Here is a 17,858-nt window from a genome sequence, read left to right as displayed (position 1 = left end):
TCCTCTCCGTGTGTGTACCGGCTGCCGGGGGATATCTACCCACGCGGCGCCGAGGGCCCGCAAGGGAATTACCCGCGGTCGGAACAGCGGTCGGGACCGCAGTCGGGACCGCAGTCGGGACCGCGGCCCAAAGCGAGGGGCCCGGCGGAGCGCAGTGCTCCACCGGGCCCCGGCCCGCAGGGGGTTCAGGCGCTGATGACGGTGACCTCGCCGATGCCGAGCTTGCGCACCGGGTCGGCGATCTCGGCGGCGTCGCCGACGAGGACGGTGACCAGGCGGTCCGGCGGGAAGGCCGCGACGACGGCCTCGGTGGCGGCGGCCGTCGGGAGCTCGGCGAGCCGCCGGTAGACCTCGGCCTGGTAGTCGTCCGGCAGGTGCTGTTCGACCTGGTCGGCCAGGGTGCCGGCCACCGAGCCCGCGGTCTCGTACTTCAGCGGGGCGACGCCGACCAGGAACTGCACGGCCTCGTCGCGCTCGGCGTCGGTGAGGCCCTCGGCCGCGAGGGTGCGCAGGATCGTCCAGGTGTCGCCGAGCGCCGGCGCGGTGGAGGCGGTGTCCACCGAGCCGCTGATCGCGATCAGCGCGCGGCCGGTGCCGTCGGCGGCCGAGCGCAGCGGCTGGGCGAAGGCCCGCACGCCGTAGGTGTAGCCCTTCTCCTCGCGCAGGACGCGGTCGAGGCGGGAGGTCAGGGTGCCGCCCAGGCAGTAGGTGCCGAGGATCTGCGCGGCCCAGTCCGGGTCGTGCCGGTCCGGGCCGATCCGGCCGATGAGCAGCTGAGTCTGCACCGAGCCGGGGCGGTCCACGATCACGACGCGGCCGGTGTCGTCGGCGGTGACGGGGGCGTGGGCGCTGGGGGCGGCGGTGTCGGCCGTCCAGGTGCCGAGGGTGGACTCCAGCAGCGCCGGCAGCTCGACACCGGTGAGGTCGCCGACCACGACGACGGTGGTGGTGGCGGGCCGGACGTGGGCGTCGTAGAAGGCCTGGACGGCGGCCCGGTCGATGGACTTGACCGACTCGGCGGTGCCGCCGCGGGGGCGGGAGAGCCGGTCGGCGCCGTCGAAGAGCTCGGCGTAGAGGGCCTTGGCGGCGCGGCGGGCGGGGTTGGCCTGCTCGTGGACGATCTCGTCGAGGCGGTTGGCGACCAGGCGCTCGATCTCGTCCTCGGGGAGGGCGGGGGCGCGCAGGGCGTCGGCGAGCAGGCTGAGGCCGCGCTGCAGCCGGGAGGCGGGGACCTCCAGGGAGACCCGGATGCAGGGGTGGTCGGCGTGCGCGTCCAGGGTGGCGCCGGCGCGCTCCAGCTCGCCGGCGAACTCCTCGGCGGTGAGGGTGTCGGTGCCCTCGTTGAGGGCCCGGGCGAGGATGCCCGCGATGCCGTCGAGGCCCTCCGGCTCGGCGGCGAGCGGGGCGTCGACGAGGACGTCGACGGCGACCAGCTGCTGGCCGGGGCGGTGGCAGTGCAGGACGGTGATGCCGTTGCCGAGGGCGGCGCGCTCGGGGGCCGGGAAGGCCCACGGGCTGGGGGTGCCGGGCTGGGGCTGGGGGTGGAACGTCATGGCGGGGACGTAGTCGGTGCTCATGCGGCAGCGCCCTCCTCTTCGGTGTCGGTGGCGGCGGTCTCGTCGTCGGCGGTGGTGGGCTCGTAGACGAGGACGGCCCGGTTCTCGGGGTGCAGTCGGGCCTCGGCGACGGCCTTGACCTCCTCGGCGGTGATGTCGAGCACCTTGGGGAGCGCCTCGTTGAGCAGCTTGGGGTCGCCGAACAGGACGGCGTAGCGGCAGAGTTCGTCGGCGCGGCCGGCGACGGTGGTGAGCCGGTCGAGCCACTCGCGCTCGATCTGGGCCTGGGCGCGCTCGAGTTCGGCGGAGGTGGGGCCCTCGGCGGCGAAGCGGGCGAGCTCCTCGTCGACGGCCGTGTCGATCTGCTCGATGGTGGCGTCGCCGGAGGTCTTGACGTCGAGCCAGCCGAGGCTGGGGGCGCCGGCCAGGCGCAGCAGGCCGAAGCCGGCGGCGACGGCGGTGCGGTCGCGCCGGACCAGGCGGTTGTAGAGCCGGCTGGACTCGCCGCTGCCGAGGATGGTGAGGGCGAGGTCGGCGGCGTCGGCCTCGCGGGTGCCGTCGTGCGGGAGGCGGTAGGCGGCCATCAGGGCGCGGGAGGGGACCTCCTCGCGGATGTTCTCGCGGATCTCGCGGCCGATGGTGTCGGGGAGGGTGCCGTCGCGCGGGGGCTGCTTGCCGTCGTGCGAGGGGATCGACCCGAAGTACTTCTCGACCCAGGCGATGGTCTGCTCGGGGTCGATGTCGCCGACGACGGAGAGGACGGCGTTGTTGGGCGCGTAGTACGTGCGGAAGAACGCGCGGGCGTCCTCCAGCGTGGCGGCGTCCAGGTCGGCCATGGAGCCGATCGGGGTGTGGTGGTACGGGTGGCCGTCGGGGAAGGAGAGCGCGGTGAGCTTCTCGAACGCGGTGCCGTACGGGACGTTGTCGTAGCGCTGGCGGCGCTCGTTCTTGACGACGTCGCGCTGGTTCTCCATCGAGGTGTCGTCGAGCGCGGCGAGCAGCGAGCCCATCCGGTCGGCCTCCAGCCAGAGGGCGAGCTCCAGCTGGTGGGCGGGCATGGTCTCGAAGTAGTTGGTGCGCTCGAAGCTGGTGGTGCCGTTGAGCGAGCCGCCGGCGCCCTGGACGAGCTCGAAGTGCCCGTTGTTGGAGACGTTGGCGGAGCCCTGGAACATCAGGTGCTCGAAGAGGTGGGCCAGCCCGGTGCGGCCCTTGACCTCGTGGCGCGAGCCCACGTCGTACCAGAGGCAGACGGCTGCGACCGGGGTGAGGTGGTCCTCGGAGAGGACGACACGCAGGCCGTTGGCCAGGCGGTGCTCGGTGATGGCGATGCCTCGGGTGGAGGCGGGGGCCGGGTTGGCCATGCGCTCGGGTCCTTCCCGTCGTCGATGTCGGGGATTCGTGTGGCGTCCCCATTGTGGTGCAACGCGCGGAGGGCGTGGATGTGTCCGCGCGGACAGGGCGTTCGCCAGGGGCGGAAGAGGGGCGCTGGCGGGGTGTGTCGGCGCGAGGGTCCACAATGGGGGCGCTGAGCCCTGATGGACGGCAGACGCAAGTGAGACGCAAGCGAGACGTAAGGGAGCCCCGCCGCGATGGCCCGCCGCAGTTCGCAGACCCCGCCGCCCGGAGATTTCGAGGAGCGGATCCTCGACGTCGACGTCGTGGACGAGATGCAGGGCTCCTTCCTGGAGTACGCCTACTCGGTCATCTACTCGCGTGCTCTGCCCGACGCGCGGGACGGCCTGAAGCCGGTGCACCGGCGAATCCTCTACCAGGCCAACGAGATGGGCCTGCGCCCGGAGCGCGGGCACGTGAAGTGCGCCCGCCTGGTCGGCGAGGTGATGGGCCGGCTGCACCCGCACGGTGACGCGTCGATCTACGACTCGGTCGTCCGGATGGCGCAGCCGTTCTCGATGCGCCTGCCGCTGATCGACGGGCACGGGAACTTCGGTTCGCTGGGCAACGACGACCCGCCGGCCGCGATGCGGTACACCGAGTCGCGGCTGACGGCTGCGGCGATGGCGATGGTGGAGTCGATCCACGAGGACACCGTCGACTTCGGGCCGAACTACGACGGCAGCGAGCAGGAGCCGCAGGCGCTGCCGGCCGCGTTCCCGAACCTGCTGGTGAACGGCGCGACGGGCATCGCGGTCGGTATGGCGACCAACATGCCGCCGCACAACCTGTCCGAGGTGGTGGCGGCCGCGCGGCACCTGATCAAGCACCCGAACGCGGACCTGGACACGCTGATGCGGTTCGTGCCGGGTCCGGACCTGCCGACGGGTGGCCGGATCGTCGGCCTGTCGGGGATCCGGGACGCGTACGAGTCCGGTCGCGGCACCTTCAAGATCCGGGCGACGACGTCGGTCGAGAGCGTGACGGCCCGCCGCAAGGGCATCGTGGTGACCGAGCTGCCGTACAACGTCGGCCCGGAGAAGGTGATCTCGAAGATCAAGGACCTGGTCAACGCGAAGCGCCTGCAGGGCATCGCGGACGTCAAGGACCTCACCGACCGCGAGCACGGGCTGCGGCTGGTGATCGAGGTGAAGAACGGCTTCGTGCCGGAGGCGCTGCTGGAGCAGTTGTACAAGTTGACGCCGATGGAGGAGACCTTCGGCATCAACAACGTGGCGCTGGTGGACGGTCAGCCGCTGACGCTGGGTCTGAAGGAGCTGCTGGAGGTCTACGTCGACCACCGCTTCGAGGTGGTCCGTCGGCGCAGTGACTTCCGGCGGCGCAAGCGCCAGGAGCGGCTGCACCTGGTCGAGGGCCTATTGGTGGCGCTGGTCGACATCGACGAGGTCATCGCGATCATCCGGTCGAGCGACAACGCGGCGCAGGCGAAGGAGCGCCTGATCGAGCGCTTCTCGCTGTCGGAGACGCAGACGGCGTACATCCTGGACACCCCGCTGCGCCGGCTGACCCGTTTCGACCGGGTGGAGCTGGAGGAGGAGCAGGCGAAGCTCAACTCCGAGATCGCCGAGCTGACGGAGATCCTGGAGTCGGACACCCGGCTGCGCAACGTGGTGTCGACCGAGCTGGGCGCGGTGGCGAAGCAGTTCGGTACCGAGCGGCGGACGGTGCTGCTGGAGGCGGGTGCGGTGCCGTCGGCGTCGCTGTCGGTGCCGCTGGAGGTGGCGGACGATCCGTGCCGGGTGCTGCTGTCGTCGACGGGTCTGTTGGCCCGGACGGCGGACGGCGAGCCGTTCGAGTTGTCGGAGAAGCGGTCGAAGCACGATGTGATCGTTTCGGCGGTGCCGGCCACGGCCCGTGCCGACGTGGGTGTGGTGACGTCGGCGGGCCGGGTGCTGCGGCTGGCGGTGATCGACCTGCCGGCGCTGCCGCCGACTCCGTCGCCGACGCTGGCGGGCGGGGCCGCGGTGGGCGAGTTCCTGCGTCTGGAGGCCGGTGAGCGGGCGCTGGCGCTGACCACGCTGGACGAGTCCTCGCCGGGTCTGGCGCTGGGCACGGTGCAGGGCGTGGTGAAGCGGGTGGTGCCGGAGTGGCCGGCGAACAAGGACGAGTTCGAGGTGATCGCCCTCAAGGAGGGTGACGAGCTGGTCGGCGCGGTCGAGTTGCGCACCGGCGAGGAGGACCTGGTCTTCATCAGCTCGGACGCGCAGCTGTTGCGCTTCCCGGCCGGCCAGGTCCGGCCGCAGGGCCGCCCGGCGGGCGGTATGGCGGGCATCAAGCTGACGGACGGCGCGCGGGTGCTGTCCTTCACGGCGGTGGATCCGGCCGTCGACGCGGTGGTGGTCTCGGTGGCGGGTGCCGCGGGCACGCTGACCGGCGAGGCCCAGAGCAGTTGGAAGGTCACGCCGTTCGAGCAGTATCCGCGCAAGGGCCGTGCGACCGGCGGTGTGCGGTGCCAGCGCTTCCTGCGCGGTGAGGACGCGCTGGCCTTCGCCTGGGCCGGTGCGGCGCCGGCCCGCGCGGCCGCGGACAAGGGCGTCCCGGTGGAGCTCCCGGAGCGCGACCCGCGCCGTGACGGTTCAGGCACTCCGGTGACGGCCGCGATCACGGTGGTGGCCGGCCCGGCGTAGCGGTCGGCCGAGCGGAGGGGTACCGGTCCGGTACCCCTCCGCCTGCTTTTCCGCGCTTCGTGGAGGTCTGCGCCGCGGCCGGTGTCGGCCTGGCGGGCGGGTGGGGGCCGAAGGGTAGCCTTGCCTGTGTGAGCACCTGTGCGACCGCGTCGCGTGAACTGTCCGAGCCGCTGGCCGCCACGGCTGCGACGGCCGCCACCTGGCTGCTGTTGGAGCAGAACGGGCCGTGGGGTGCGAAGGCGGCGACGGAGAGCCATCTGGACTCCGCGGTCGGGCGTGCTCTGGAGGCGGCGGCCGCCGGTACCGGGGTGCGGGTCGCGCTGATCCGTCGGCCCGGTCGGCACGCGGACTGCCTGGAGGCGGCGCGGCACGAGGTGATCGTGGCGCACACGGTGCCGGGGCGGGGCTGGGTGCGGCGGGGGTCGGTGGCGGATCCGGCGGAGCTGCTGGGTCTGGACTTCGGTGCGCTGGGCGGCGGGGAGCACGGCGGCTACGGTGCGGAGCACGTCGGCGGGCCGGTGGCGCTGGTGTGCACCAACGGGCGCCGGGACCGCTGTTGCGCGCTGCTGGGCCGGCCGCTGGCGGCCGAGCTGGCGGCGGCCGGGCACAGCGAGGTGTGGGAGGTGACGCACCTGGGCGGGCACCGCTTCTCCCCCACGATGCTGGTGCTGCCGTACGGCTACGCGTACGGGCGGCTGACGCCGGAGAGCGCCAAGGAGGTGCTGGCGGCGACGGCGTCCGGGCACGTGGTGCCGGAGTGGTCGCGGGGCTGCTCGGGCTGGGAGCGCCCGGGCCAGGCCGCGGAGCACGCGGTGCGGCTGGCCACCGGGGAGACCGGGGTGGACGTGCTGACGCTGGTGCAGGAGTCGGTGGGCGGGGGCCGCTGGCTGGTGGCCGTCCGGCACCGGGACGGCCGGGCCTGGGAGGTCGAGGTCGTCGAGGCCGCGAGCGAGCCGCCCCGCCCGGAGAGCTGCGGCAAGGCGGCCGCCACTCCGTCGCGGATGGACGTGGCGGCGCTGCGCGCACGGTGACGGCCCCGCACCCGTGGGGGTGGGCGCGGGACCGTCGGCACGGGGTTCAGCCCTTGGCCGCGGCCTTGGCGGCGAACTCGGTGGTGTAGGTGCGGGCGAGGTCGATCGTGCCCTCCTTGCCCTTGACGTCCGGGTGGAAGGCGGCGAGCACGGCGAGGACGGTCTTCGGGCCGTCGGCGGGCATCACGCCGTCGGTGGTGAACATCGGCAGGGTGGCCTTGATCGCCGCGGCGTACTGCTCGGCGCCGCCCTGCGCGTAGTCGGCGGGCATCGTGGCGGCGATCTCCTCCGGGCTGTGGGTGGACATCCAGCTGAGCGTGCGCACGAGCGCGTCGGCGAGCCGTTGGGTGGTGTCCCTGTTCTTCTCCACCCAGTCGGTGTTCATGTAGAGCGAGGAGGAGGGGTAGAGCCCGCCGAGTGCCTCGCGGGAGCCCGCAGGGGTGCGCATGTCGTAGAGGATCTTGCCGAGGCCCTTGTCCAGGATGGCGGCGACCGTCGGATCCGTCGTCATGCCGGCGTCGATGCTGCCCTGTTGGAGGGCGGCGATGAAGGTCTGGCCGGCGCCGACCGCGATCGGGCTGAAGTCGCTGACCGCCGTGCCGTTCTTGACGGCCAGGTACTTGGTGAGGAAGTCGGTCGAGGAGCCGATGCTGGTGACGCCGAGCTTGCGGCCCTTGAAGTCCGCGCCGGACCTGATGGCGTCGGCCTGCTTGGCGGAGACGATCTCGACCTCGCCCGGGGCCTGGGAGAACTGGACCACGGACTCCACGTTCTTGCCCTTGGCCTGGAGGTCGATGGTGTGGTCGTAGAAGCCGACGGCGCCCTGGACGTCCCCGGCGAGCAGTGCGGTGGTGGCGTTGACGCCGGCCGGCTCGCTCATCAGCTCGACGTTGACGCCGGCGTCGGCGAAGTACCCGAGGCGCTGGGTGAGCATGGCGGGCAGGTAGATGACCTTGTCCAGGCCGCCGACCATGATCTTGACCTTGGGGCCGTCGACCTTCCGCCCGGCCGGGGCGGCGCCGTTGTGGGAGGTCGAGGCGGCGTCGTTGGCGCAGGCGGCGAGGGGGAACAGCAGGACGGCGGCGAGGGCGGCTGCGGCGGATCTGCCGATCGGGTTCGGGCGCATGGGTGGGGGTGCCTCTCTCGGAGTGCGGTGGGGGTCAGCGGCCGTCGCCGGAGTCGGCGGGCTTCCAGCGGAACAGCTTCTTCTCGGCGAGGGTCAGCAGCCCTTCGGTGAACAGCGCGACGACGGCGAGGATGGTCATCGCGGCGTACACGCCGGCCGCGTTGAAGGTGCCCTGGGCGGCGGCGACGAGCAGGCCCAGGCCCTTGGTGGCGCCGATGTACTCGCCGACGATGGCGCCGATCAGCGCGAAGCCGAAGCTGACGTGCAGGCTGGTGAAGATCCAGGTGGTGGCGGCGGGGATGACCACCTGCAAGGTGACCTTGCGGCCGTCGGCTCCCAGGATGCGGGCGTTGGCGACGAGGTTGCGGTCCACCTCGCGGGCGCCCTGGAAGGCGTTGAAGAACACCGGGAAGAAGACCAGCACCACGGCCGAGGCCACCTTGGAGGCCGGTCCCAGGCCGAACCAGATCAGGAAGATCGGGGCCAGCACGATCCGCGGGATGGCGTTCAGCACCTTGATGTAGGGCCCGAACACCTCGGCGAGGAAGCGGATCCGGCCGAGCGCGATGCCGAGCAGCACCCCGCCGGTGACGCCGATGACCCAGCCGGTGAGGGCCTCGTACAGGGTGTAGCCGATCTGTTCGCCGAGCGAGCCCTGGGCCGTGCCGTGGGTGATCCACTGCCAGATCTGCGCCCAGATCCTGGACGGCTGGGAGAAGTTGAACGGGTCGATGACCCCGGTGCGGGCGCAGACCTCCCAGAGGCCGAGGAAGGCGGCGAGCACCGCGACCCGGGCCGCGTGGACCCCCAGCCTCCGGTTGCGGGCCGCCCGTTCGCGGGCCGCCGTCCGGCCGGCGGGGACGGCCGCCGGCTGCTTGCCGGCCACTGCGGTCTCAAGCGGCACGACCCGCTCCTCTCTCCCGGGTGATGCGGACCTCTTCGCCGAGCGACGCCCAGATCTCGCGGTACAGCTCGATGAACCTCGGCTCCAGCCGGACCGCCTCGACGGTGCGCGGGCGCGGCAGGTCGACGGTGAAGACCTCCTTGACGGTGGCCGGACCGGCCGTCATCACCACGACCCGGTCGGCGAGGGCGATCGCCTCGTCCAGGTCGTGGGTGACGAAGACGACCGAGGAGCCGGTACCGGCCCACAGCTCCAGCAGCTGGTCGGACATCAGGGCGCGGGTCTGCACGTCCAGCGCCGAGAACGGCTCGTCCATCAGCAGGATGCCGGGGTCGTTGACGAAGGTCTGGGCGAGCGCGACGCGCTTGCGCATGCCGCCGGACAGCTGGTGCGGGTAGCGGTCCTCGAAGGCGTCCAGACCGACCCGGGCCAGCCAGTCCCGGGCCCGTTCCCTGGCCTCGGCGGCGGGGGCGCCGCGGAAGCGCGGGCCGGCCATGACGTTCGACAGGACGGTCCGCCACGGGAAGACGGCGTCCTGCTGGAAGACGAACCCGACCTTGTCGTTGATCCCGTCCACCGGCTCGCCGTACACCCGGACATCGCCCTCGGTGGGCTCCTCCAGGCCGCTGACCAGGGTCAGCGTGGTGGACTTGCCGCAGCCGGTCGGGCCGACGACGGCGACGAACTCGCCCTGGGCGACGGTCAGGTCGAGATCGCGGACGGCGGTGTGCAGCGCCCCGGACGGGGTGCGGAAGCGTTTGGTCGCGCCGGTCAACTCGATCGCCGGGGTGGTGCTCATGCCCACGCCCCGGTTCGCTCGGCGTGCGCCTCGCGCAACGCGCCCCGCTTCGTGGTTCGCGCGCTCGGCTTCGTGGTTCGCGCGCTTCGCTTCGTGGTTCGCGCGCTTCGCTTCGTGGTTCGCGCGCTCGGCTCGCTCATTGGACCTCCCGGGTCTGTGCTTGCCCCGGGAGGCTAGGAGCGGCCGGGCACCCGGCGGGAGGCTTGTCGGCGTACTGCGGGTTCTCCGCGTTGAGGGCTGTTCTGCTCGTTTTGCTTCCGCTACAACAGCGGGGACGCAGCTGACAGACACACCCCGGAAACATAGGGTGTGCCAACCGACCGCCCGATGCGCCCGCGGCCCCCACCTGCCCGGCCACCGCACCGCCTCCCTCCGCCCTGTCCCGTCCACCGCCCGCTCCAGCCCCCCCACCCGCTCCCCGCCCGCTCCCGTCCACCCAGCCGCCGAGAGGAGGCCCGGATGAAGCCCCCGTACTGGCCCCGCCGCCCCCACTGGCCCCGCCGGGTCTTCGCCCAGCTGCTGCTCGGCCAGACCGTCGTCACGGTCGGCGTCACCGCCGTCACCGCCGGGCTGTTCCTGGCACCGGTCAGCTCCGAGCTCGACCACGACGCGATGCAGCGCGCGCTGTCGATCGCCCAGACCACCGCCGGCGACGAGGTGATCGCCCGGGCCGCCGAGGCCCGCGACTCCGCCACCGCGCAGCGCAACGCCGAGCAGATCCGGCTGGCCACCGGCGCCAGCTTCGTCGTGATCACCGACCTGGCCGGGATCCGGCTCTCGCACACCGACCCCGACCGGATCGGCCAGCGGGTCAGCACCGACCCGGAGCCGGCGCTCGGGGGCCGCAGCGTCACCGCGATCCAGGAGGGCACGCTGGGCCGCACCGCGCGCGGCAAGGTGCCACTGCGGGCGGCGGACGGGCGGATCGTCGGCGAGGTGTCGGTCGGCATCAGCGACGACTCGATCCGGCGGCGGCTGCTGAAGATGCTCACCGGGATCCTGCTCTGCGCGGGCGCGGGCCTGGCGGCGGGCACCGCCGCCACCCTGGTGCTGGCCCGGCGGCTCAAGCGGCGCACCCACAACATCGCGCTGGCCGACATCTCGGCGCTGCTGGTGGAGCGGGAGGCGATGCTGCACGGCATCCGCGAGGGCATGGTGGCGCTGGACGAGCGGGGCCGGATCCGGCTGGCCAACGACGAGGCGGTGCGGCTGCTCGGCCTGCCCGAGGACTGCACCGGGCGGCCGATCGACGGGGTGCTGCCACCGGGCCGGCTGGCCGACGTGCTGACCGGGCGGATCGCCGGCGCCGACCTGCCGGCCGTCCGGGACGACCGGGTACTGGTGGTGAACCGGATGGCGACGGCCGAGCGCGGCGCGGTGGTGACGCTGCGCGACCGGACGGAGCTGGAGTCGCTGGTCCGGGAGCTGGACACCACCCGCAGTCTCACCGAGGCGCTGCGGGCGCAGGACCACGAGCACGCCAACCGGATGCACACCCTGCTGGGCCTGCTGGAGCTGGGCCGCCACGAGCAGGCGGTGGCGTTCATCTCGGAGCAGTCCGGTTCGCACGCGGCGGTCGCGGCGCGGATCGCCGAGCAGGTGCAGGACCCGCACGTGGCCGCGCTGCTGGCGGGCAAGACGGCGGTGGCGGGCGAGCGCGGCGTACGGCTGCTGGTCGCCCCGGCCGCGCACCTGCCGGACGCGGTGGTGGACGCCCGGGCGCTGGTCACCGTGCTGGGCAACCTGATCGACAACGCGGTGGACGCGCTGGCGCCGGGTGGGGGCGGGCGGCTGGAGGTGACGCTGGCGGCGGCCGGCTCCACCCTGCTGGTGCAGGTCGCGGACAGCGGCCCCGGGGTGCCCGAGCAGCTGCGCGAGCGGGTCTTCGAGGAGGGGTGGACGAGCAAGCAGGCGCCCGCGCACCGCCCGCGCGGGCTCGGGCTGGCGATGGTGCGGCGGCTGGTCGAACGGGCCGGCGGCCGGATCGTGCTCGACTCCGGCCCGCTCGGCGGCGCCCGGTTCACCGTCGAGCTGCCCGAGGCGCTGCACACCCGGACCCCGCCCGCTCTGACCCCGCCCGCGCAGCCCCCGGCTGCGCAGGACCCGTCCGCCCGGACCTCGCCCGCCGGCCGCACCGCACCGCTCGTGGAGGCGTGATGATCGACGTACTCGTGGTGGACGACGACTTCCGGGTCGCCGACGTGCACGCCGCGTACGTGGCCAAGGTCCCCGGCTTCCGGGTGGTCGGCACCGCGCACTCGGCCGGCGAGGCGCTGGCCGCGCTGGAGCGCCGTCCGGTGGATCTGCTGCTGCTGGACCACCACCTTCCCGACGAGACCGGTCTCGCCCTGGTGCGCCGGCTGCGGGAGCGGCAGGTGGCCTGCGACGTGATGATGGTGACGGCCGCCCGGGACGTCTCCACGGTGCACGCCGCCATGCAGCACGGCGCGCTGCAGTACCTGGTCAAGCCGTTCACCTTCGCCGGGCTGCGCGACAAGCTGGTCGCGTACGCGCAGCTGCGGCACGCCCTGGCCGGGCCGGCCGCGCGGGAAGCGGGCCAGGACGAGGTGGACCGGCTGTTCGCCACCCTGCGCAGCGCCGCCTCCCCCGCCACCGCGCTGCCCAAGGGCCACTCGGCGCCCACCACCGACCTGGTCCTCGGGGTGCTGCGGCGGGCCGGGCGGCCGCTCTCCGCCCAGGAGGTCGCGGACGCCACCGGGCTGAGCCGCTCCACCGCGCAGCGCTACCTCAAGCAGCTGGAGCGCGACAGCCGGCTGCGGCTGACCCTGCGCTACGGCGACACCGGCCGCCCCGAGCACCGCTACGGCCTGGCCGCCCGGACGTGACGAACCCCGGCGGGGGCCTGGTCCGAGGCGCCCTCCGGGGTTCGTGTGCGGTGGCCGCTACGCGGCGCCGGCGCCGGTGAGGGCGCGCACCTCCAGCTCGGCGAAGCGGTCCGGGTCGGCCGGCTCGGGCGAGGTCAGCGTGCCGATCCAGCCCGCCAGGAAGCCGAGCGGGATCGAGATCAGGCCCGGGTTCTCCAGCGGGAACCAGTGGAAGTCCACCCCGGGGAAGAGCGCCACCTTGCTGCCCGAGACGACCGGGGAGAAGGTCACCAGCACGATGGCCGGCACCAGCCCGCCGTACACCGACCAGACCGCGCCGCGGGCGGTGAACCGGCGCCAGAACAGGGTGTAGAGCAGCACCGGCAGATTGGCCGAGGCGGCGACGGCGAAGGCCAGGCCGACCAGGAAGGCGACGTTCAGCTGCTGGGCGAAGAGGCTGAGCGCGATCGCGACCGCGCCGATCCCCACCGCCGCGATCCGCGCGACCCAGACCTCCTGGCGCTCGCCGCCGTCCCCGCGGCCCGTCCGGGCGGCCGGGACGGCGGCACGCCGGCGGCGCCTGCGCCGGGGCCGGTCGCGCCAGGCGCCCGCCCAGATGTCGTGGGCGAAGGCCGCCGAGGAGGCCAGGGTCAGCCCGGCGACCACGGCGAGGATGGTGGCGAAGGCGATCGCCGAGATCAGCGCGAACAGCACCACCCCGCCGGTGCTGCCGTTGCCGCCGCCGAGCACCAGGGCCAGCAGGGGGACGGCGGTGTTCCCGGCCGCGTTGGCGTGCCTGACCTCCGCCGAGCCGACCAGCGCGGTGGCGCCCAGCCCCAGTGCGATGGCCATCAGGTAGAAGCCGCCGACCAGCCCGATCGCCCACATCGTGGAGCGGCGGGCGGCCCGGGCGGTGGGCACCGTGTAGAAGCGGGAGAGGATGTGCGGCAGGCCCGCGGTGCCCAGCACCAGGGCCAGGCCGAGGCTGAAGAAGTCGATCCGGCTGGTCACGCTCTTGCCGTACTTGAGCCCCGGCTCCAGGTAGCGCTGCCCGGCGCCGCTGTGCTGGGCCGCCTGCCGCATCAGCTCGGCCACGTCCCCGTGGAAGCGGACCATGAGCAGCACGGTGAGCAGCACCGAGCCCGCGATCAGCAGGAACGCCTTGACGATCTGGATCCAGGTGGTGGCCCGCATCCCGCCGACCGTGACGTAGACGATCATCAGACCGCCGACCGCCACGATGGTCCAGGTCCGGGCCTCGCCGCTGTTGGTGCCGAGCAGCAGGGCGACCAGGCTGCCCGCGCCGACCATCTGGGCGACCAGGTAGAGCAGGGTGACGACCACGCTGGCGCCGCCGGCCGCGGCCCGGACCTTGCGGCGGCGCAGCCGCAGCGCCAGTACGTCGGCCAGGGTGTACCGGCCGGCGTTGCGGACCAGCTCGGCGACCAGCATCAGCACCACCAGCCAGGCGACCAGGAAGCCGATGCTGTAGAGCACGCCGTCGTAGCCGTACAGGGCGATCAGCCCGGCGACGCCGAGGAAGGACGCCGCGGAGAGGTAGTCCCCGGAGAGCGCGAAGCCGTTCTGCAGCGGGGTGAAGTCGCGCCCGCCGGCGTAGAAGTCCTCGGCGGCGCTGCCTCGGCGGCCCACCCAGAGGGTGATCGCCAGGGTGACCAGGACGATGACGGCGAACAGCGCGATGGCCAGGTCGTGGTGGTCCCCGGCGGGGGCGACAGGGGGCGGGGTGGCGGTGGTCATCGCAATTGGTCCTGGGTGTCCCAGCGGAGGTCGAGGGCGGCCCGGTCGCGCTTGGTCCGGGCGTTGCGGGCGTAGAGCCAGGTGAGCAGGAAGGTCGAGGCGAACTGCAGCAGGCCGAGCAGCCAGGCCACGTTGACCGGGCCGGCGACCTGGCTGCGCATCAGCCCGGGCGCGCCGGCCTGGGCGGCGACGTACATCAGGTACCAGCCGAGGAAGGCCCCGCTGGTGGGGAAGACGAAGGACCGGTAGCTGCGCCGGATCTCCTGGAAGGCGTCGCTGCCCTGGACGGAGCGGTACACCACGGTGCTGCGGCTGCCGGCCCGGTCCGGCTCGGTGGGCGCTGGCCGGACGGGCACCGGATGAGCCGGCACCGGGCGGGCGGGCACCGGGCGGGCGGGCACCGAGGCGGCGGGCGGCACCAGGGCCGGGGCCGGTTCGACGGGAGCCGCGGGGGCCGCGGCCGGCCGGTCGGGCACGGGGGCGGTGGCGGGAGCGGCGGCCCACCAGTCGAATCGCTGTCCCTGCTCGGGACCGCTCGTCTGCTGCTGTGGCACTGCTGCTCCTGGGCCGAGGGCGCTCTGACCGCTCCCATGATGGTGGCCCGCGAACACCCCCAACGACCAATGCAGATACGTTCACTCGATGAGGTGATCGATGATCCGACAGACACTCATCCGACTACTGCTGCGTACCGGTGATCCCGTGTCGGAAGGCGTACGCGACCGCCTGCGCCCGGTCCCGGACGGCGGTTTTGGCGAACAGGTTGTTGATGTGCGTCTTCACCGTGGCCGGGCTGACGAACAGCCGCCGGGCGATCTCGGCGTTGGAGAGGCCCTCGGCGATCAGCGCCAACACCTCGGCCTCACGGGCGGTCAGCCCGTCCGGGAGTTCACCGGACGAGGTCCGGCCGGGCTCCGCCGAGGCTGCACCGGGCTCCCCGGGAGCCGCCGGCCCCCCGTCCGCCAGCCGTTCCAACAGCCGCAGTTGCACCAGCGGTGACAGACCGGCCGCGCCCGAGCGGACGTCCGCGATGGCCCGGGCGATCTCCTCGCCGCCGGCGTCCTTGGTGAGGTAGCCGCGCGCCCCGGCCTGCAGCGCGGGGAACAGCGAGTCGTCGTCGGCGTACGTGGTGAGCACCACGACCTCGGTCTCCGGATGGCCGGCCCGGATCCGCCGGGTGGCCTCGACGCCGTCCACCCGCGGCATCCGCAGGTCCATCAGGACCACGTCCGGGCGGTACCGCTCCACCAGGGCGACGGCCTCCTCGCCGTCGGCGGCGGCGCCGACCACCTCGATGCCGGGCAGCAGTCCGAGCAGCATCACGATGCCCTCGCGCACCACCGTCTGGTCGTCCGCGACCAGCACCCGGATCGGACTCCGCCCGCTCACGCCGGCACCCGCAGCAGCACGCGCCATCCCCCCTCGTCCGGGCCCGCCAGCAGGGTGCCGCCGAGCAGTTCCGCGCGTTCGCGCATCCCCAGCAGACCGTATCCGCTGCCGCTGGCCGCGAGCCCACCGGCCGCCTCGCCGCGCGGCGGGCGGGTGTTGCGCACCTCCAGCTCCACCGCGTCCGGCAGGTAGCGCAGTTCGACGGCGCAGCGTGCGCCGGGGGCGTGTTTACGGACGTTGGTGAGCGCCTCCTGCGCTGTGCGCCGTACCGCGAGCCCCGCCTCGGCGGCCAGCGGGCGCGGTGTCCCGGTGACCGCGAGCCGGGCGCGCTCGCGCCCCGTCAGGTCCACCAGGAACTCCCCGACCGGGGTGAACTCGCCGCGCAGCGCGGAGAGTGCCTGCCGGGTCTCGGCCAGCCCGTCCTGGGCCATCCGCCGGGCGGCCACCACCCGGTCCCGGATCTGCTCCCGATCGGTGCCGGCGTCCAGCATCAGCCGGGCCGCCTCCAGGTGGACGAGCTGCGCGGAGAGGCTGTGGGCCAGTACGTCATGGATCTCCCGGGCGATCCTGGCCCGCTCGGCGAGCGCCGCGCTCTCCGCCTCGGCGGCCCGTGCGGCCCGCTCCTGGGCCAGCAGCCGCCGGGCGGTGCCGCGCGACTCCGCGTCCAGCCGCAGCAGGTAGCCGAGCAGGGTGAGTCCGCCGACCGTGGCCGCGATGCCCAGCCAGCTCTCCCAACTGGCGGCCGTGTACGAGCCGAAGCCGGCCGCCGCGACGACCGGCGCGACGGGGAGCGGCAGCCGGACCAGCGCGATGACCGCCAGACCGGCCCAGGCGAAGTCGGCCAGCAGGTGGGCCCGCCCCCAGTCGGCCAGCCAGCCGGCGCCCACCAGCGCGGCGGCCGACAGCAGGGCGAGGCGCAGGTGCTGCTCACGGCTGGCCCAGAGGTAGGCCGCCGCCAGCGCGACGGTCGCCAGCAGGCCCGCGGCGGCGGCCACCGCGGCCCAACCGCCGTACTCGCCGCGGGAGAAGGTGCCCCAGACGACCGTGGTCAGCAGCACGGACCGGCCGAGCGCGGCGAGGGTCCGCCGCGCGGGGCTCTCGGCCTCGCGTTCCATTCCCTCCCGGCTCGGCCAGCGGGTCCGACTCCACCCGGGCACAGGCACCTCCTCCTCGTTGGTCGTTCCCGGCAGGTCGTTCCCGGCCACACGGCCCGGGTCGGCCGGGTGGGGTCAGCCACGTGGGGGTCAGCCGGTCACGTCGGCGCGGTACGAGGGCTCCAGGCTCCGCGCCCTCCAGTTCACCACGACCGCCCTGACCAGCAGCAGCACCGCCAGACCGAGCAGCAGCGCGTTGCCGCTCTGGTGGACGTGCAGCGCCGCGCCGAGGCCGAACAGGCCGAGCCGAATGGCGATCATCCCGACCCAGGCGGCCACGGTGGCCTTGGTGCCCTGCGCCCAGACCGCGCCGTCCGGGCCGTGCCACAGCCGGACGGTCCACCCCCAGACGCAGCCCATCGCGAGCACCGCCAGCACCGAGGCCGCGAGCAGCGCGATGGAGAGCCCCTGGTGGGCCTGGTCGATCAGCTTCGGGTCGCGCAGCGCGAGCACCGCGAGGACCAGCGGCAGCAGCCAGAAGCGGCGGTCGGTGTCCACCCGCTGTGCGCTCAGCTGGCGGCGGACCACCAGGGCGATCACCGCGATGATCACAAGTACGTTGACGAGGCCGGTCATCGGTCTCTCCGTCCCGACGGGAGGGTTTGCTGACCTCTCCGACGCTACGGATCCCGCCCGGCCCGGTGATCGGCGCCGGGGTGGAGCGGGGGTGGAACCGGCAGCACGCGGGCCCTCCACCCGTGGGTGGAGGGCCCGCGACGGCCGGGTGCGCTCAGGCGTCGATGCGGGAGCGGTCCAGGGTGGCCGCGGAGTCGACGATGAACTCCTTGCGCGGGGCGACGTCGTTGCCCATCAGCAGGTCGAAGATCTTCTCGGCCTGCTCCAGGTCGCCCAGGTTGATCCGCCGCAGCGTGCGGTGGCGCGGGTCCATGGTGGTCTCGGCCAGCTGGTCGGCGTCCATCTCACCGAGGCCCTTGTACCGCTGGACCGGGTCCCTCCAGCGCATGCCCTTGCGCTGGAACTCCAGCAGGGTGGAGCGCAGCTCGGCGTCGGAGTAGGTGTAGTGGTACTTCTCCTGGCCGCGCTTGGGGTTGGTGAGCTCGATCCGGTGCAGCGGAGGCACGGCGGCGAAGATCCGGCCCTGCTCGACCATCGGGCGCATGTAGCGCTGAAAGAGCGTCAGCAGCAGGATGCGGATGTGCGAGCCGTCGACGTCGGCGTCGGCCATGAAGATGACCCGGCCGTAGCGGGCCTGGTCGATGTCGAAGGTGCGGCCCGAACCGGCCCCTATCACCTGGATGATCGAGGCGCACTCGGC

15 protein-coding genes are annotated in these 17,858 nt (G+C 73.5%); 4 read left to right on the top strand and 11 right to left on the bottom strand.

Annotated elements, in window-relative coordinates; translation table 11 throughout:
• Positions 1-185 precede the first annotated feature (185 nt).
• Together ACFVVX_RS34345 and ACFVVX_RS34340 are read right to left on the bottom strand one after the other, a co-directional pair.
• Positions 186-1,577 carry a M16 family metallopeptidase gene (locus tag ACFVVX_RS34345; protein ID WP_387951554.1) on the bottom strand — a complete coding sequence of 464 codons (1,392 nt, stop codon included), beginning with the start codon at positions 1,575-1,577 and terminating at the stop codon, positions 186-188.
• Positions 1,574-2,917: a M16 family metallopeptidase gene (locus ACFVVX_RS34340; protein WP_387951553.1), complete on the bottom strand. Its 1,344-nt coding sequence runs from the start codon at positions 2,915-2,917 to the stop codon at positions 1,574-1,576. The genes ACFVVX_RS34345 and ACFVVX_RS34340 overlap by 4 nt, the downstream gene beginning before the upstream one ends.
• A gap of 228 nt (positions 2,918-3,145) precedes the next feature.
• On the opposite strand from ACFVVX_RS34340, the gene ACFVVX_RS34335 reads away from it, so the two are divergent.
• The gene (locus ACFVVX_RS34335; protein ID WP_387951551.1) at positions 3,146-5,596 is read left to right on the top strand and encodes a DNA topoisomerase (ATP-hydrolyzing) subunit A; all 2,451 of its coding nucleotides are present in this window, start codon (positions 3,146-3,148) and stop codon (positions 5,594-5,596) included.
• Between the two features lie 128 nt (positions 5,597-5,724).
• Positions 5,725-6,627 (top strand): sucrase ferredoxin, encoded by a 903-nt coding sequence (locus ACFVVX_RS34330; RefSeq protein WP_387951549.1) that lies wholly within the window; start codon positions 5,725-5,727, stop codon positions 6,625-6,627.
• Positions 6,628-6,673: 46 nt separating this feature from the next.
• Here the strand turns inward: ACFVVX_RS34330 and ACFVVX_RS34325 are convergent, their stop codons facing one another.
• From ACFVVX_RS34325 to ACFVVX_RS34315, 3 genes are read right to left on the bottom strand one after another with little or no spacing between them, the layout of a single operon-like run.
• Positions 6,674-7,753: an ABC transporter substrate-binding protein gene (locus tag ACFVVX_RS34325; protein WP_387951547.1), complete on the bottom strand. Its 1,080-nt coding sequence runs from the start codon at positions 7,751-7,753 to the stop codon at positions 6,674-6,676.
• Between the two features lie 34 nt (positions 7,754-7,787).
• Entirely contained in the window at positions 7,788-8,657 is an 870-nt protein-coding gene (locus tag ACFVVX_RS34320; RefSeq protein WP_387951545.1) for an ABC transporter permease, read from the bottom strand.
• Positions 8,647-9,456: an ABC transporter ATP-binding protein gene (locus tag ACFVVX_RS34315; RefSeq protein ID WP_387951543.1), complete on the bottom strand. Its 810-nt coding sequence runs from the start codon at positions 9,454-9,456 to the stop codon at positions 8,647-8,649. The genes ACFVVX_RS34320 and ACFVVX_RS34315 overlap by 11 nt, the downstream gene beginning before the upstream one ends.
• A gap of 459 nt (positions 9,457-9,915) precedes the next feature.
• Between ACFVVX_RS34315 and ACFVVX_RS34310 the strand changes: the two genes are divergently transcribed.
• Complete coding sequence (locus tag ACFVVX_RS34310; protein WP_387951541.1) at positions 9,916-11,613, top strand: ATP-binding protein; 1,698 nt, start codon at positions 9,916-9,918, stop codon at positions 11,611-11,613.
• Positions 11,613-12,302: a response regulator gene (locus ACFVVX_RS34305; protein WP_387951539.1), complete on the top strand. Its 690-nt coding sequence runs from the start codon at positions 11,613-11,615 to the stop codon at positions 12,300-12,302. The genes ACFVVX_RS34310 and ACFVVX_RS34305 overlap by 1 nt, the downstream gene beginning before the upstream one ends.
• Positions 12,303-12,359: 57 nt before the next feature.
• Here ACFVVX_RS34305 and ACFVVX_RS34300 read toward each other — a convergent pair whose 3' ends face one another.
• The 6 genes from ACFVVX_RS34300 to ACFVVX_RS34275 all read right to left on the bottom strand — a co-directional run.
• A complete protein-coding gene (locus tag ACFVVX_RS34300) occupies positions 12,360-14,039 on the bottom strand; it encodes a cation acetate symporter (protein ID WP_387951537.1) in 1,680 nt (559 codons plus the stop codon).
• Positions 14,036-14,593, bottom strand: a complete 558-nt coding sequence (locus ACFVVX_RS34295) for a DUF485 domain-containing protein (protein WP_387951536.1) — start codon at positions 14,591-14,593, stop codon at positions 14,036-14,038. The genes ACFVVX_RS34300 and ACFVVX_RS34295 overlap by 4 nt, the downstream gene beginning before the upstream one ends.
• A gap of 124 nt (positions 14,594-14,717) precedes the next feature.
• Positions 14,718-15,455, bottom strand: coding sequence for a response regulator (locus tag ACFVVX_RS34290; RefSeq protein ID WP_387951534.1), 738 nt, complete (start codon positions 15,453-15,455; stop codon positions 14,718-14,720).
• Positions 15,425-16,543, bottom strand: a complete 1,119-nt coding sequence (locus ACFVVX_RS34285; protein WP_387951532.1) for a sensor histidine kinase — start codon at positions 16,541-16,543, stop codon at positions 15,425-15,427. The genes ACFVVX_RS34290 and ACFVVX_RS34285 overlap by 31 nt, the downstream gene beginning before the upstream one ends.
• A gap of 129 nt (positions 16,544-16,672) precedes the next feature.
• Positions 16,673-17,158 (bottom strand): DUF1453 domain-containing protein, encoded by a 486-nt coding sequence (locus tag ACFVVX_RS34280; RefSeq protein ID WP_387951530.1) that lies wholly within the window; start codon positions 17,156-17,158, stop codon positions 16,673-16,675.
• Between the two features lie 154 nt (positions 17,159-17,312).
• Positions 17,313-17,858, bottom strand: a 546-nt coding sequence (locus ACFVVX_RS34275; protein ID WP_387951528.1) for a toprim domain-containing protein, incomplete at its 5' end; no start/stop codon positions are given.

Origin of the sequence: Kitasatospora sp. NPDC058170 (genome assembly GCF_042883905.1) — a bacterium.
GTDB lineage: Bacteria > Actinomycetota > Actinomycetes > Streptomycetales > Streptomycetaceae > Kitasatospora.
Note: the sequence above shows the minus strand (reverse complement) of the source record. Positions and strands in the feature narration are given on the sequence as shown.